Genomic DNA, 14,694 nt, shown 5'->3' with positions numbered 1-14,694 from the left:
TGTGGTGTGTTTGCCCGGGCAAAGCGAAACGCCCCGACCGGGGTGGTCGGGGCGTAAATGGTGCCCGGGGGGGGACTTGAACCCCCACGTTCTTGCGAACACTGGCACCTGAAGCCAGCGCGTCTGCCAATTCCGCCACCCGGGCGGGCGACTTGATCAATATAGAACGCCCTGGACAAAAACTACAAACCCGCAGGATGGACGGGATTTCGAGCGTGATTCCGGCGTTTGCGGATAGGTCGTGTCGTGGTGGGCACCTATACTGTCCGAGTTACTTAAATTCGCATGTGAAGAAAGGAGGTGCGCAGGAAGTGGCAGTGATGGACAGGCTGGCAAAGCTGGATAGTTCGCTGCAGCGTGGCTTGGACAATTCCATGGCGGCGCTGTTCGGCGGCAAGGTTGTGCCGGAAGAGATCGAGGTTCTGGTCAAGCAGGAGGCACAGGACTCGCTGGTGGTCACGGATAGGGACGAGTATGTCGCCCCGAACGTGTACGCGGTGGGTGTGTCTTCGAAGGACCTGGAGAACCTGTCGCAGAACCGTGATCTTCCTGCGGACCTCGCCGATCAACTCATGCGGTTCGCGCGCAATAAGCAGTGGTTCTTGGATGGGCCGGTTGTGGTGCGGATCGCGGAGGAGTCGGGTTTGAGGACGGGCCAGCTCCGCGTGTCGTCGTATATCGACACGATGCCGGATGTGGTGAGCGGATTCGACGCCATTGTGGCGGAGCCGAAGAAGCGTTCCCGCGCCTCACGCTCGCAAGTTAAGGAGGATGCAATGTCCGAGCCGAATACCGCCAACCCTGCAAACGGCGGCGACGCGAATGCCCAGAACGCGACGGTGAGCCTGCTGCTGCAGGATGGCTCGTCGCGCACGTACTTGGTGCACGAGGGGTCCAACATTTTGGGCCGTTCCAACGAGTCGGATTTCCGTCTGCCGGATACGGGTGTGTCGCGTCAGCACGCTGAGATCACCTGGGACGGCCAGGTGGCGGTGCTGGTGGATTTGCAGTCCACGAACGGCACGACGGTCAACGACGAGCCGGTGGATAACTGGATGCTGGCGGACGGCGACGTGATCACGCTCGGCCATTCCAACATCGAGGTCCGCATTGTGGGCGGCCAGGATGAGCTGCGTGTGGATGCGAACCAGCCGGAGTTCACGGATTCGGTGTCGCACCCGAGTACTGAATACTTCCAGTCCTAAAGCCAGAGGAGAAGAGATGGATTCCACGGTGATCCTCAGCGCCCGGTTCGGCCTGCTGGCGCTGTTGTGGGTGTTCATCCTGCTGGTGATGTGGACGCAGCGGAAGGATGTTGTGTCGGTGGGTGGGGCGGCTCGTCGTCAAGCGGTCGCTTCTGCGCCGGCCCCCAGGGAGAAGGCGCGAACCATTGCGGTTGTTGCGGGCCCGTTGAAAGGCTCGCACATGGAGATTGCCAGCTTGGAGGAGTTCACTGTCGGCAGGGCTGGCGATAACGACTTCCAGCTTGGCGACGATTTCGCGTCGTCCCGTCACGCGCGCCTGTTCCGCCGGGGCAGCGACTGGTTTGTGGAGGACTTGGATTCAAGAAACGGCACCTTTGTCAACGGGGTGCGCATTGATCAGCCCGAACGGGTCACTGTGGGCATGGATATGAAGATGGGACGCACGATTGTGAGGCTAATGCCGTGAAGCTCGCGCTAGATTTCGTCGCCGCGTCCGATCGCGGCCTGGTCAGGGGCAACAACGAGGATTCCGCGTACGCGGGTCCGCACTTGCTTGTGCTTGCCGACGGCATGGGCGGCCACGCAGCCGGCGAGGTCGCCTCCCAACTCATGGTGGAGCACCTCGAACACCTCGACCGCGACCCGGAAGACGCCGACATGCTCGCGCTATTGGGCGCGGCGGCGGAGGACGCCAACGCGTCGATCGCGGAGTCGGTCGCGCAGCACCCGGAGCAGGCCGGCATGGGCACGACGCTCACGGCCACCATGTTCAACGGCCGCCAGTTCGGCCTGATTCACGTGGGCGATTCGCGCGGCTACCTGCTGCGCGACGGCAAACTTACGCAGCTGACTGTGGATGACACGTTCGTGCAGTCGCTTGTCGACGACGGCAAGCTCGCCCCCGAGGACGTCTCCACCCACCCGCAGAAGTCGCTCATTTTGAAGGCCTACACCGGCCGCGAGGTCGAGCCGCACCTGGAACTGATCGAGGCAAAGCCGGGCGACCGCATCCTGTTGTGTTCCGACGGGCTGTCGGACCCGGTCACGCGCGAGACCATCCAGGTCGCACTCGGCGACGGCACGCCCGAGATGGCGGCCCAGCGGCTCATCGAGTTGGCGCTGCGCTCCGGCGGGCCGGACAACGTCACCGTGGTGGTGGCGGAAGTCGTCGAGGCCGCCGACGGTACCGCAGCGCCCGCAACCCGCGCCGCGGTGAAAGCTGGCGCGTTGGTGCCGGCGGGTGAGGATTCGCACCCGGATTCGTCGGCAAGTAGGGCGGCCGCGCTGCTGCGCAAGTCCGAGACGATCACCCCGGACTACAACCGCGCGAAGACGCAGGAGGCGAATTCCGCCGACGAAGACGAGGAGTCCCACACACCGGCTAAGGCGAAGCAGCCGGGCACGGTGTGGCCGTGGGTCGTCGTCACGCTTGTGCTGCTTCTGGTGCTGGTCGTCGGCGGCGCGATGTGGGCGAAGGACCGCACGGTGGACGAGTACGCGCTGACCGTGAACGAGGCGAACGAGTTCGTCGTCGAGCACACCTCGCGCTCCAACCCGTTCGCCGAACTCGAAACCGAAGCCCTGCAACACGCGTGCCTGAGCGAGAAGGGCGACCTGCGGGTCATCGCCGCGAACTCCACTCCGGATGACTGCCACGTGTTCAACGTGGGCGACTTGCCGGAGGATCAGCGGGCTTCGCTTAGCGACGACACCTTCACCGGCTCCTACGACGACGTCTTAGGCCGCCTCAACGAGTTGGCCGACGACGCGCTGCCGGGCTGCGTGGATAAGCAAACCCCCGAGGACAACAAGTGCCGGGAGGTCGAATGAGCCGCCTGACCGCGCGCAGCCGTGAGTTGCTGCTGCTTGTCTTCGCCACCGGACTGTTGCTGCTCATGTTGTTCGGGCTGGAGACCAGCCAGGGCCGCACCCTGTCCACCGAGATGCTCTACATCGTCGGCGGGTTTATCGGCGTCTACGCCATCGCGCACGTGGCCATCGCGTTTTTGGCCCCGCATGCGGATCAGGTGATGCTGCCGACCGTCGCGCTGCTCAACGCGGTGGGACTCGTGGTAATTTACCGCATTGATCTGGCCGAACGCCCCGGATATGGGCCCCTGGCGGAGCGGCAGATGCTGTGGTCGCTCGTCGGCGTGGGCCTGATGGTGCTGACGTTGATCGTGGTGCGCGAGCACCAGGCACTGTCGCGGTACTCCTACCTGCTGGGACTTCTGGGCCTGATCCTGCTTGCGCTGCCGCTGGTGTGGCCGCAGCCGGAGGGCACCGACGCCCGCATCTGGCTGTGGCTCGGCCCGTTTTCCATCCAGCCGGGTGAGTTCTCCAAGATCCTGCTGCTCATCTTCTTCGCGCAACTGCTCGCGCAGAAACGCGCACTGTTCACCGTGGCCGGCCGCCGGTTCCTCGGCTTCACCTTCCCGCGCCTGCGCGACCTCGCCCCGATCCTCATGGTGTGGGCGATCGCGATTTTGATCATGGCGGTCTCCAACGACTTCGGCCCTGCCCTCTTGTTGTTCGCCACGGTGCTGGGCATGGTCTATTTCGCCACCGGGCGCGCATCCTGGCTGGCGATCGGTCTGGCGCTGGTGGCCATCGGCGGCTACGCGGTGTACCAGGTCAGCTCAAAAATCCAGGAGCGCGTGGCCAACTTCATCGACCCGTTCTCGGACTTCGAGGGCATCGGAAACCAGCCGGCCAACGCGCTGATCAGCCTGAGCTGGGGCGGCGTGACCGGCACCGGTCTGGGCTACGGGCACCCGGAACTCGTCCCGGTGGCGCACTCCGACTACATCCTGGCCGCCATCGGCGAGGAGCTCGGCTTCGTCGGCATCGCCGCGGTGCTTTGCCTGTTCGCCGTGTTCATCACCCGCGGGTTCCGCACGGCGATGCAGGTGCGCGACACCTACGGCAAGCTGCTCGCCTCCGGCCTCGCACTCACGCTTGCGATCCAGATCTTCGTCGTCGCGGGCGGCGTGTCCTCTATGCTGCCGATGACGGGCCTGACCACGCCGTTCATGTCCGCCGGCGGCTCGTCGGTGATGGCCAACTACATCCTGCTGGGCCTGCTGCTACGCATTTCTAATAGCGCGAACCGCCCGCCGGAGTACGACGAGGCAACCCAGCGACGTGAGGTGGTGGGCGCGCGATGAACAAATCCATCCGCTTCGGCGCGGTCGTCTCGCTGCTGCTGATTCTGGCGCTGTTGGTGAACTTCACCGTCGTCCAAACCATGCGCGAAGACGAATACGCCCAGGATGCGCGCAACTCACGCATCGTTATGGACCTGAAGAAGATCAACCGCGGCAACATCACCGCCGGGGACCTGACGCTGGCAGAGTCCTTCAGAAACGAAGACACCGGCTACTACCAGCGCGCGTACCCGAACATGCCGTGGTCGTTCGCGCCCGTGGTGGGCTACGCCTCGGACCAGTTCGGCACTGCGCAGATCGAGTCCGGGTTCAATGGGGATCTCACGGGTGACAGTGGGTCGTCGTCACGCTTCATGCGCACCGGGCTCGAAGACGCGAAGAAGGGCGACAACGTCCAGCTCACCCTCGACCCGAACCTGCAGGCCTTCGCGTTCGACCAGCTGGCCAAGCCGGGCTACGAAGGCGCCGTGGTGGCCATGCGACCGTCGTCAGGCGAGGTGCTCGCGATGGCGTCGGCGCCGAGCTACGACCCGAACGCGATCGTGAACCCGGCCTCCGCCGGCGACGCGTGGGGCAATGTGAACAACGACCCAGGCAAGCCGTTGCTCAACCACGGCACGCAGGACCAGCTGCCGCCGGGCTCGATTTTCAAGATCATCACCACCGCGGCGGGCTTGCGCAACGGCTACACGCCGGACTCGCCGCTGACCGGTGACGCGCAGATCATGCTGCCGGGCACCGACGTGCCGCTGACCAACTACGGCGGCCAGGCCTGCGCCGGCGGCGGCCAGGTGCCGTTGCGCACCGCGTTCGCCCTGTCCTGCAACACCGCGTTCGTGCAGATGGGCCTGGACATGGGGCCGGACGCGCTGCGCGACGCGGCCGCCCGCTTCGGCGTCGGCCAAAACTACGACCTCGGCCTGCCGAACGCGGCCGGTTCGCTCGGCGACCTGCCCGGCGCGGCCGAACTCGGCCAGTCCGCTATCGGCCAGCGCGACGTCACCATGACCGCGCTGCAGGCGGCCGTGATGGCGGCGTCGGTGGCGAATAAGGGCCAGCGCATGGCGCCGTTCGTCGTCAAGCAAGTGCGCGACGAGGACGGCAAGGTTTTACGTGAAACAAAACCGAAGTCGCTCGGCGAGGCCGTAACGGAAGAGGAAGCGGCGACGATCACCGATTTGATGTTCGGCTCCGAGCGCGCCACCTGGGGCTACGACGGCAACGGGTTCGCCTCGAAGACCGGCACCGCCGAGCACGCCGAGGGCGCCGCGCCGCACGTCTGGTACGTCGCGTTCGACCCGCAGAAGGACGTCGCGGTGGCCGTTGTGGTGAAAAACGGCGGCAACCTGGGCGAAGGCGCCACCGGCGGCCAGGTCTCCGGACCGATCGGCCGCGCCGTGCTACGCGCCGCACCTGCACCCGTGGAAGGAGATAAGTGATGAACACCGAAAACCGCGAGGAACTGCAGAAACTTGTCGGGAGCAACTACGAGCTCCAGTGGATCATCGGCCACGGCGGCATGTCCACGGTCTGGCTTGCCGACGACCACAGCCACGAGCGCGAAGTGGCCATCAAGGTGCTGCGGCCGGAGTTCTCCTCCAACACGGAATTCCTCGAGCGCTTCCGCAACGAGGCGATGAGCGCCCAAGGCATCAACTCCGACAACGTGGTGGCCACCTACGACTACCGTGAGGTGGAAACCGACGGCGGGTTCACGGTCTGCTTCATCATCATGGAGTACATCCGCGGCGAGTCGCTGGCGGACCTCATCGCGCGCGAAGGCCAGCTCACCGAGGACGTCGCGCTCGACGTGCTCGAGCAGGCCGCCCACGGCCTGGCGGTGATCCACCGCATGGGGCTGGTGCACCGCGACATCAAGCCGGGCAACCTCATGATCACCCAGAACGGGCAGATCAAGATCACGGACTTCGGCATCGCCAAGGCGGCCGCCGCAGTCCCGCTGACGCGCACCGGCATGGTGGTCGGCACCGCGCAGTACGTCTCCCCGGAGCAGGCGCAGGGCATAAAGGTCACCTCCGCGTCCGACGTGTACTCGCTCGGCGTGGTGGGCTACGAGATGCTCTCCGGCAAGCGCCCGTTCAGCGGCGACTCGTCCGTCTCGGTGGCGCTCGCGCACGTGTCCGCCGAGCCGCCGGCGCTGCCGATCTCGGTGTCGGCCCCGGCGCGCGAACTCATCGAGATCGCGCTGCGCAAGGACCCGGGCAACCGCTTCCGCGACGGCAACGAGTTCCAGTTGGCCATCGCCCAGGTCCGCCAGGGGCTTCGCCCCGCCCAGCCCGGCGGCAACACGCAGGTAGTCGCCATGGAGCCGTCGGCGACCGCGTCGACGCAGATGCTGGCCAACGTCGCCAACGAGCGCACCTCCCGCCCCGAGGGCTCTTACCCGCCGTCCGCCGCCCGGGCCGTTGCTTCTCGACGACCCCCCGCCGCCCCACAAGCCCCCGTCCGCGCAGCCAACCCGACGCGCAACAGGCCCGAGCAGGAGAAGAAGTCCTCGGCTGGGCCGGTCGTCGCCACGCTGCTGGGTCTTGCGCTGCTCGGCGTAGGTGCCGCGTGGGCCTACACCTCGGGCGCGTTCGACCGCTTCACCGGCACCACCACGCCCACCCCGACCCCGACCGTGGCCACGCAAACCGAAGTCGAAGACGAAGAAACCGAGACCGTGGAGACCACCACGCACCACGAGCGCACGACGATCACCGAAACCCATGCGCCGGGCACCTTGCGTTTCGACGAACCACCCGAGGAGCACAACGCCCCCGAGCCGGCCCCGGTCGAGCCGGAGCCCGAGCAGCCCGCGCCGGTGGAGTCGACACCGGCGCCGGTGCCGTCGGCAAGCGTTGCTCCCGAAACCACGCAGCAGGCCCCCGCGCCTGCACCTGGTATAGAATTGCCAAATCTTGAGAACTTGCTCGGAGGTGGCAGGTAAAAATGCTGATCGCTGACCGGTACGAACTGGGCGACATCATCGGCACCGGCGGCATGTCCGACGTGTACGGCGCCACAGATGTCGCACTTGGGCGCGAAGTCGCCGTCAAAATGCTGAAAATCGACATGGCGCGCGACGAGAACTTTCGTGAGCGCTTCCGTCGTGAGGCGCAAAACTCCGCGCGCCTGAACCACGAAAATATCGTCGCGGTGTACGACACCGGGTCGGTGGAAACCTCCGGTGTGGACGTGCCATACATCGTCATGGAGCGCGTCAACGGCATGAACCTGCGCGACATCGTGCGCAACGAAGGGCCGCTGAGCCCCGAGCGGGCAGCGCGGTTCCTACTGCCGGTCACGCGCGCGCTGCAGGCCAGCCACGACGCCGGCATCATCCACCGCGACATCAAACCGGCAAACATCATGGTCACCAACACCGGCGCGGTGAAGGTGATGGACTTCGGCATCGCCCGCGCGTTGGACGACTCCACCTCCGCGATGACGCAGACCTCCGCCGTCATCGGCACCGCCCAGTACCTCTCCCCCGAGCAGGCCCGCGGCAAACAGGCCGATGCGCGCAGCGACATCTACGCGCTCGGCTGCGTGATGTACGAAGCCGTCACCGGCGAGCCGCCGTTCGAAGGCGAATCCCCTTTCGCCGTGGCCTACCAGCACGTGCAGGAAGACCCGGTGCCGCCGTCGGAACGCATTTCCACGCCGCTGACCGACAACGAGGCCGTCAACGTCGACTCCGTCATCCTCACCGCGATGGCGAAGCACCCGGCGGACCGTTACCAAACCGCCCTGCAGATGGGCGACGACCTCGAGCTTCTCGAGCACGGCAACGTGACCACCGCGGCGCGCAACCACCTCTCCGCGGCCGAGCAGGACGCCGGCCATACGGTGGTTGTGGGCGATGCGGTTCGTGAGCCGGCCCCGGCTCGTCGAGAAGCGAAGGCCCCGGACGCCGAACGCCAGTCACGCTACGCGGACCACCGCGCCGCGCACGAAAAGACGTCGAACAACACCTTGAAGTGGCTCGCGGCGCTGTTGAGCCTGCTGCTTATCGGCTCGGTGTCCTGGTTTGTCTACGACTACTTCTCCGCAGACGACGACCCTCAGGCGCCCGCGCAGGAAAAGATGGTGCAGATCCCGGACCTGACCGGCAAGCCGCGCAACGAGGCCATCGCAGAACTTGAACGTCTCGGCTTCCAGGTCTCCGTGATGGACGAGCCGAACCCGGACATCAAGCGAGGCGACGTCATCTCCTCCAACCCCGCCGCAGGCTCCGAACTGAAGGCTGGCACCCCGGTGAAGCTCACCGTCTCCTCCGGCAGGGAGATGACGGACGTGCCCGACATCACCAACCTCACCACGGACGAGGCGGTCGAGGAGCTGAAGAAGGCCGGGCTCGAACTGAACCCGAACGTGCGCCGCGAAGCCAGCGACAACATCCCCGAAGGCGCCATCTTGAGCCAGCAGCCGGCCGGCGGCACCCAGATTGCCAAGGGCTCGCGCATCGGCATCACCGTATCCTCGGGCCCGGACATGGTGCAGGTGCCGTCGCTGGTCGGCCTCAACGTCGAGCAGGCCACCGCGACCCTGTCGTCGCTGAAGCTGCGCTCCACCGTGACCAAGGTCGACTCCGAACGCCCCGAGGGCGAAGTCCTGGCCGTGGCCGGCGAGAACACCGACGTGGAGACTGGCACCACCGTTGAGCTACGTATCTCCAACGGCATGCTGATGAAGATGCCGAAGATCACCCGCATGGACCCGACCGAAGCCGAGCGCATCATGCGCGACGCTGGCTGGAGCGGCCGCCTCGTTGAAGGCCCGACCGTGGCAACAGGCGCGCTTGTCGACGCCGGCCTGATCGGCCACCAAGAAATCCCCGCCGGCGACGTGGTGCGCAAGGACCAGGCCATCGGCTACAACCTGTGGAAGTTCGACGCCGGCGTCCTCCTGCCGCAAAATAACGCAGCAGGTGCCGGGGCTGATACAGTTTCACCCCAGAACGCAGCAAACGCGGTACGTGGCGTGGAGCGCAGGCTCGGCCTGTAGCCCAGACCCGACACGACGACATGGAGAACAACGATGCCTAAAGCGAAAGTAACTAAGGACGCTGTCCGCCCGGTCAGCAGCACCTCCACCGGCGCGTCCCGCACTCCCGTCAAGGTCAACACCGGCGGCACCCCGATCTGGTACAAGGTCATCATGTTCGGCCTGATGATCCTCGGCCTCGGCTGGCTCATCGTGTACTACCTCGCCGGCGACCAGATCCAGTTCCTAGCCCAGCTCGGCCCGTGGAACTACGGCATCGGCTTCGCAGGCATGATCATCGGCCTGCTCATGACCATGGGCTGGCGCTAGCGCGCGGTCTAGCGCGGGGCGTGGCGGGTTTTCCCGTCGCGCCCCGTTTTTGTTTGCCGTGCTTCGGCCTTGCTCGGCAGATTTCGAACTGTAGTTTTCGAACTCTGCGGGTGTGAGGGCGATTCGGAAGCACGCGACCGGTGCACCGTCCGACCCTGCCCGTTTGGACCCGAACGTGTGGGTACGTGTTGTTTCCCCGGGTCAAGCCGTGAATATAAATACCGCGCCCTGTTGCGATGATCGCACCTATTCCGGGTTGTGGATAAAAGCATGTTGACCGGGGCGTTTGGTCGTCGATAAGCAATTAGTTCGACCCCGGATTGGGTAGATTGTTCAACAATCCTATGCAGTCGTCCTTACAAGGGACTAAGACTTTTATGCGAGAGCACCCGCTCACCTCTGTCCAGTTCCCGAGAAAGGAGCGCCCCCGTGCGCGCAATCCGTTCCGCCGTCGCAGCGCTGGCCGCCATCGCCATCGCAGGCTCCGCCGCGACCGCAACCGCCCAGACCTTCGAGGAGTCCTACCCGGAGACCCCGGCAACCAACTCCGACCTGCCGATCATCCACACCTACCGTGGCTCGGACCACCTCAAGGCCAACATCCTGAACCCGCGCCCGGTGTGCAACTCCACCGAGGACTACCGCACCGTGGTGTACAAGGTGAAGGACAACTTCCTGCCGGTCGGCACCATCTCCACCACCAACCTGTCCGACAACACCATCCCGCTCAAGCAGGACCTGTCGCGCACACAGACCATCGAGGCGTCGGTCAACGGCTCCAAGACTGAGACCCTGACGCTTGGCGGCTCCGGCTCCAAGGACGGCATGCAGGGCAACATCGGCTACTCCATCGCCAAGTCCCTCGGCTGGGACGTCTCCGGCTCCCTGTCCTGGTCCGTCGGCCAGTCCATCGGCCCATACGACGTGCCGGCCGGCAACACCGGCGAGGCCACCTACGGCTTCCGCACCGTCACCATGACCGGCACCCAGCAGCGCTGCCGCCCGAACGGCACCTGGGCCACCCCGACCGCCTGGGTCGCCAACATGCCGGTGAAGAACGAGGTGCGAGTGAAGAACTACTCCACCCCGGCCGGTTCCTGGGCACCGAACAAGGGCGCACAGGTCACCACCCCGGTTGAGAACCCGAACCCGGCGTACAACGAGGACGTCGAGAAGATTGAGACCGGCGCGAACCTCGACGACGTGACCAAGGTCGACGACGAGGCCGCAGCAAACGTGACCAACGACGACATCACCGACGAGGGCACCGCGGTTATCGACGAGGTCGAAGAGACCAACACCGACGAGATCACCGAAGTCATCGACGACCAGGAGGGCGTGGTCCGCGACCTCGACCTGCAGCCGTACTTCACCACCTCCACCTGGAAGGCGTCCGGCTTCGCCGGCTCCGTCGCACTGCGTGTGAAGAACGTCGGCGACAAGCGCTACTGGGGCGAGTTCCCGGCCGTGACCTTCCGCGTCGAGGTTGAGACCTTCGCCGGCCCGGAGGGCGTCGACCGCCTGATTACCACCACCAAGTACAACGGCACCCACGTCCGCGACCTAGGTTACGACTTCGACCGCGGCGTGCGCACCTTCGAGGTCACCATGTCCAACCCGGTCAACTCCGGTGACGACATGCTCCTCGCAGCCTTCTCCTTCGGCGACGGCAAGACCAAGGAAGGCCGCCTGCACAACACCATGAAGGTCACCCAGACCGGCCGCCTGGCTGGTGACACCTCCGCGTACAACGACCAGGAAGTCTCCTCCCTGGACGCGACTGTCTCCGACTTCGGCCGTCAGGTCCGCGGCACCTTCTAAGCCCGCACGTTAAGAAAGCCCGTTGAGTCTGTTGCAGACTCAACGGGCTTTGCTCTTCGACGTCCTGGTTCTTAATCGCCATCATCTTGTTGGTGATGTTGTGCACGAAGCGCTCCTTCTCCGCGTCGTCAAACACGTCGCGGTAGAGCGTGCCAGCCTGGCCGAAGTCGTCGTCCTCGGCGTGCTTGACGTACGCCTCGCGCACCAGATCGGTGTCGTGCGGATCCGGGTTGATGTAGAGGTTCTCCGCCTGGCCGTAGTCGGTGAGGTTGGAGGAGGAATCCTCGTTGTTGTCCAGGTAGCCCGCGCCCTTCTCGGTGCGGTTGGTACTGGGACACATCCTCAGTGATGTGCAGCTCGCCCAACTGCGTGGTGCGGCCCTTGCCCGCGGGGCGCTCGCCCTTTGCGACGATCTCGTCCGCCTCGCTTTGATCAGCCATCAATCTGTCGTGGCACGGACGCCATCCAGCCTAGAGATTTCCATGCGAGCGCGTTCTATCCACACCTGTGGATAACTCTGTGCACAACTCCACAGGACAGGCGCTTGTGCTGGTTCTTATTCGAAAATGCCAGGTTTCTCCGGCGTGTCGCTCGAACTGTTCGACGTGTCGTTCGACTAACAACACCCGTGTAGTTCTCCACATTGTGGACAACTCCTGTGGATAACTAGTACACAGGAGTTGTCGATGGGATCGTCAACCCCCAAATCACCGGCACTGCCAGCACCAACGCGGCCCACGCGGCTATCCACCGGGTGCGCATGCTTGACGACGTCAACGGCCACGCCATCACCAGCCCCACCACAAGCCCACCCATGTGCCCCCACAGCGACACCGACTCCGAGATCAGCGAATACACCACATTCACCGCCACGAGGGTGAGTGGGGCTTTCAGGTCGGTGGATCGTCGATAAGCAACTGCGATGAGCACCGCCATCAGCATGTAGAGCGCCCCCGACGCCCCCGCGGTCGGCGTGGTGAAGTTGAACGCGAGCACGCTTGCCGACGACCACAGCACCCCAGCCCCATACGCCACCGCATACGGGCCCGTGCCGACGAACCGCTCCACCTCCGCGCCAATAAGCACCAGCATGAACATGTTCAGCGCGAGGTGCGTGATGTCCAGGTGGAGGAACCCCGCGGTCAGGGTGCGCAGGTAGCCCCACTCGAAAACCATGGGGCCGAACAGGACCGTGCTCTCCCCCACCGGCGAATCCCAGATCACGTCCGTGATGCTGCGGGCCTGAATGGCGGTGACCACGAAAACCAACGTGCACAGCGCGGCGATGGCGGTGGTGGCGGGCGCGTTCTTCAGCGTGTTGCGGAGCATGCTGTTCAGGGTACTTCGGGCACGGAAAAGCCCCCGCCGGTTGGCGAGGGCTCTTAGGTGCTTGCGCAGTTATGCGGTCTCCGCGGTTATGCGGTTACGCGACCTCGACGGACTCGATCACGACGTCCTCCACCGGGCGGTCCATGCGGCCGGTCTGGACGCCGGCGATCTCGTCGACAACCTTCTTCGACGCCTCATCGGTGACCTCGCCAAAGATGGTGTGGCGGTTGTTCAGCCACGGGGTCGCGTCGACGGTGATGAAGAACTGGGAACCGTTCGTACCCGGGCCAGCGTTCGCCATGGCCAGCAGATACGGGCGGTCGAACTGCAGCTCCGGGTGGAACTCGTCAGCGAACTGGAAGCCCGGGCCGCCGGTGCCGGTGCCGGTCGGGTCGCCACCCTGGATCATGAAGCCCGGGATGATGCGGTGGAAAATCGCGCCGTCGTAGAACGGGCCCTCGTTGGTGCCCTTCGCGTTCTTGGCGGAGTACTCCCGGTCGCCGGTGGCCAAGCCCGTGATGGTCTTCACTGTGTTCGGGGCATGGTTGCCGAACAGATCGATCACGATGTCACCGTGATTCGTGTGCAGAGTCATAGTTTGCGTCTTCTGAGTCATGGTGACCAGGGTACGCGGGTTCGCCCGGGCGGGGGTTCGCCGGGTCGCCGGCGGGGCGTGCTGGGCTGTCTTGGGCGGTCCTGGACTTTGATCGCAAACCCAGCGAATTAGTCCCAGCGAATCGCCGAAAATTGCCGATTCGCTGGGACTGGATCGCTGGAAACTCGATCGGAGCTCTTGGTTAGCGCGTTGCTCTTGTGCATCGGCTCCCCAGCGGATACTTTTGATCCAGCATCATCGACCGGGGGGTCATATGGTTGGGGAAAAGTTGACAGATTTGCTCGTCGGCCAGGCGGTCGCCGAGGCGGAAGCATGCGTGAAGGTTTCATCGCGTCGATACGTGCGCGTCGACGCGTGGAACGCGCTGCGGCCGTACGAGCGCGAGTACTTACGCTGCTACGCAGCAGGTTCATCGGCCCATCGCTCGGTGTTGGTGAGTCGCTCGGCCGCCCGCTTGTTGAACATGTGGACCATCCCGGACGGCAAGGAAGTCATCGAGCTGGCACAATCGCACGGTACGCCACCATCAACGAAAGACTGGCCCGATGGTCTGCTTTACCGTCACATGCGGATCCCCGAATCGGACGTCTACTTCATCCACCGGACCGACCGCATCGGTGCGGACCGGAAAATACAGGTGACGAGTCCAGCGCGCACGGCGATCGACATCGCGCGGTTTCACGGCGTGCGTCAGGGCGCGGTCGCGATGGACTGGCTTCTGCGCTTCGGCACCCTCCACGACAAGCGGAGACAATGGGAGACCATCCAAGCGAAAATTACCCGTCTCAAGGGAAAACGCGGGATTGCGAACGCACGGCAGGCACTCGAACTTGCGTCTCCTTGGTCGGAGTCACCGTACGAAACTCTCTTGCGTGTGATTCTCCACGAAAACGGCATCGAGGTGGAGATGCAACTGTGGATCGGACCCAATTACCGAGTCGACCTGATCTGGGGGACCCTCGTTATTGAGATCGATGGCCTCGATAAGTTCGAGAACAAGCCTCATGACGCCGTCCTCTCTCAACTCAGGCGCGAAACTTGGATTCGTGAGCAGGGATACGAGGTCATCCGATTTTTCACACGGGAGATACTCCGGAATCCAGAGGAATGCGTCCGCCGGATACGGGAGGCAAAAGCACGAGCAGACAAGCGCGGCGAGCCCAAAGTCGCCACGACCCGGGAACGCCCAGGGCAACGTCCGGGGCAACGTCCACCCCGATTTCCGTAGAGCGTGCCA

The 14,694-nt window shown here is 64.7% G+C and carries 12 protein-coding genes, 1 tRNA gene and 1 pseudogene; 10 read left to right on the top strand and 4 right to left on the bottom strand.

Annotated features, from left to right (window positions below; all coding sequences use genetic code 11):
* Positions 1-58: 58 nt before the first annotated feature.
* Positions 59-145 (bottom strand) — tRNA-Leu (locus IAU68_RS00205).
* Positions 146-311: 166 nt separating this feature from the next.
* On the opposite strand from IAU68_RS00205, the gene IAU68_RS00200 reads away from it, so the two are divergent.
* The 9 genes from IAU68_RS00200 to IAU68_RS00160 all read left to right on the top strand — a co-directional run bounded on the left by IAU68_RS00200 (position 312) and on the right by IAU68_RS00160 (position 11,512).
* Positions 312-1,205: a DUF3662 and FHA domain-containing protein gene (locus IAU68_RS00200; protein ID WP_231699042.1), complete on the top strand. Its 894-nt coding sequence runs from the start codon at positions 312-314 to the stop codon at positions 1,203-1,205.
* Between the two features lie 16 nt (positions 1,206-1,221).
* A complete protein-coding gene (locus tag IAU68_RS00195) occupies positions 1,222-1,671 on the top strand; it encodes an FHA domain-containing protein FhaB/FipA (RefSeq protein WP_171193092.1) in 450 nt (149 codons plus the stop codon).
* Positions 1,668-3,035, top strand: a complete 1,368-nt coding sequence (locus IAU68_RS00190; RefSeq protein WP_171193091.1) for a PP2C family protein-serine/threonine phosphatase — start codon at positions 1,668-1,670, stop codon at positions 3,033-3,035. The genes IAU68_RS00195 and IAU68_RS00190 overlap by 4 nt, the downstream gene beginning before the upstream one ends.
* A complete protein-coding gene (locus IAU68_RS00185) occupies positions 3,032-4,372 on the top strand; it encodes an FtsW/RodA/SpoVE family cell cycle protein (RefSeq protein ID WP_171193090.1) in 1,341 nt (446 codons plus the stop codon). The genes IAU68_RS00190 and IAU68_RS00185 overlap by 4 nt, the downstream gene beginning before the upstream one ends.
* On the top strand, positions 4,369-5,811 hold the full coding sequence (locus IAU68_RS00180) for a penicillin-binding transpeptidase domain-containing protein (RefSeq protein ID WP_171193089.1): 1,443 nt from the start codon (positions 4,369-4,371) through the stop codon (positions 5,809-5,811). Before IAU68_RS00185 ends, IAU68_RS00180 begins: the two co-directional genes overlap by 4 nt.
* Entirely contained in the window at positions 5,811-7,322 is a 1,512-nt protein-coding gene (locus tag IAU68_RS00175) for a serine/threonine-protein kinase (protein WP_171193088.1), read from the top strand. The genes IAU68_RS00180 and IAU68_RS00175 overlap by 1 nt, the downstream gene beginning before the upstream one ends.
* Before the next feature lie 2 nt (positions 7,323-7,324).
* Complete coding sequence (gene pknB / locus IAU68_RS00170) at positions 7,325-9,382, top strand: Stk1 family PASTA domain-containing Ser/Thr kinase (RefSeq protein ID WP_171193087.1); 2,058 nt, start codon at positions 7,325-7,327, stop codon at positions 9,380-9,382.
* Positions 9,383-9,415: 33 nt separating this feature from the next.
* A complete protein-coding gene (gene crgA / locus IAU68_RS00165; RefSeq protein WP_171193086.1) occupies positions 9,416-9,691 on the top strand; it encodes a cell division protein CrgA in 276 nt (91 codons plus the stop codon).
* 429 nt (positions 9,692-10,120) lie between these two features.
* On the top strand, positions 10,121-11,512 hold the full coding sequence (locus IAU68_RS00160; RefSeq protein WP_171193085.1) for a hypothetical protein: 1,392 nt from the start codon (positions 10,121-10,123) through the stop codon (positions 11,510-11,512).
* Here IAU68_RS00160 and IAU68_RS11585 read toward each other — a convergent pair.
* The 3 genes and pseudogenes from IAU68_RS11585 to IAU68_RS00145 form a co-directional block, all read right to left on the bottom strand.
* Positions 11,400-11,843 (bottom strand): annotated as a pseudogene (locus IAU68_RS11585) (catalase-related domain-containing protein); the annotation flags it as partial. The gene IAU68_RS00160 and the pseudogene IAU68_RS11585 overlap by 113 nt on opposite strands.
* A gap of 335 nt (positions 11,844-12,178) precedes the next feature.
* A complete protein-coding gene (locus IAU68_RS00150) occupies positions 12,179-12,841 on the bottom strand; it encodes a rhomboid family intramembrane serine protease (protein WP_171193083.1) in 663 nt (220 codons plus the stop codon).
* A 94-nt stretch (positions 12,842-12,935) separates the two neighbouring features.
* Positions 12,936-13,457, bottom strand: a complete 522-nt coding sequence (locus tag IAU68_RS00145; protein WP_171193082.1) for a peptidylprolyl isomerase — start codon at positions 13,455-13,457, stop codon at positions 12,936-12,938.
* Between the two features lie 268 nt (positions 13,458-13,725).
* On the opposite strand from IAU68_RS00145, the gene IAU68_RS00140 reads away from it, so the two are divergent.
* Complete coding sequence (locus IAU68_RS00140; protein WP_171193081.1) at positions 13,726-14,685, top strand: endonuclease domain-containing protein; 960 nt, start codon at positions 13,726-13,728, stop codon at positions 14,683-14,685.
* Positions 14,686-14,694 lie beyond the last annotated feature (9 nt).

Origin of the sequence: Corynebacterium lujinxingii, assembly GCF_014490555.1 — a bacterium.
GTDB classification, from domain to species: Bacteria; Actinomycetota; Actinomycetes; order Mycobacteriales; family Mycobacteriaceae; genus Corynebacterium; species Corynebacterium lujinxingii.
The sequence above is the reverse complement of the archived record's forward strand: the minus strand, read 5'-3'. Positions and strand labels throughout refer to the sequence as shown.

Excerpts from the sequence above, each read along its gene's own strand:
- IAU68_RS00150 (WP_171193083.1), bottom strand. The coding sequence starts at position 12,841 with ATGCTCCGCAACACGCTGAAGAACGCGCCCGCCACCACCGCCATCGCC.
- IAU68_RS00180 (WP_171193089.1), top strand. The coding sequence starts at position 4,369 with ATGAACAAATCCATCCGCTTCGGCGCGGTCGTCTCGCTGCTGCTGATT.
- crgA (WP_171193086.1), top strand. The coding sequence starts at position 9,416 with ATGCCTAAAGCGAAAGTAACTAAGGACGCTGTCCGCCCGGTCAGCAGC.
- pknB (WP_171193087.1), top strand. The coding sequence starts at position 7,325 with ATGCTGATCGCTGACCGGTACGAACTGGGCGACATCATCGGCACCGGC.
- IAU68_RS00145 (WP_171193082.1), bottom strand. The coding sequence starts at position 13,457 with ATGACTCAGAAGACGCAAACTATGACTCTGCACACGAATCACGGTGAC.
- IAU68_RS00175 (WP_171193088.1), top strand. The coding sequence starts at position 5,811 with ATGAACACCGAAAACCGCGAGGAACTGCAGAAACTTGTCGGGAGCAAC.
- IAU68_RS00185 (WP_171193090.1), top strand. The coding sequence starts at position 3,032 with ATGAGCCGCCTGACCGCGCGCAGCCGTGAGTTGCTGCTGCTTGTCTTC.
- IAU68_RS00195 (WP_171193092.1), top strand. The coding sequence starts at position 1,222 with ATGGATTCCACGGTGATCCTCAGCGCCCGGTTCGGCCTGCTGGCGCTG.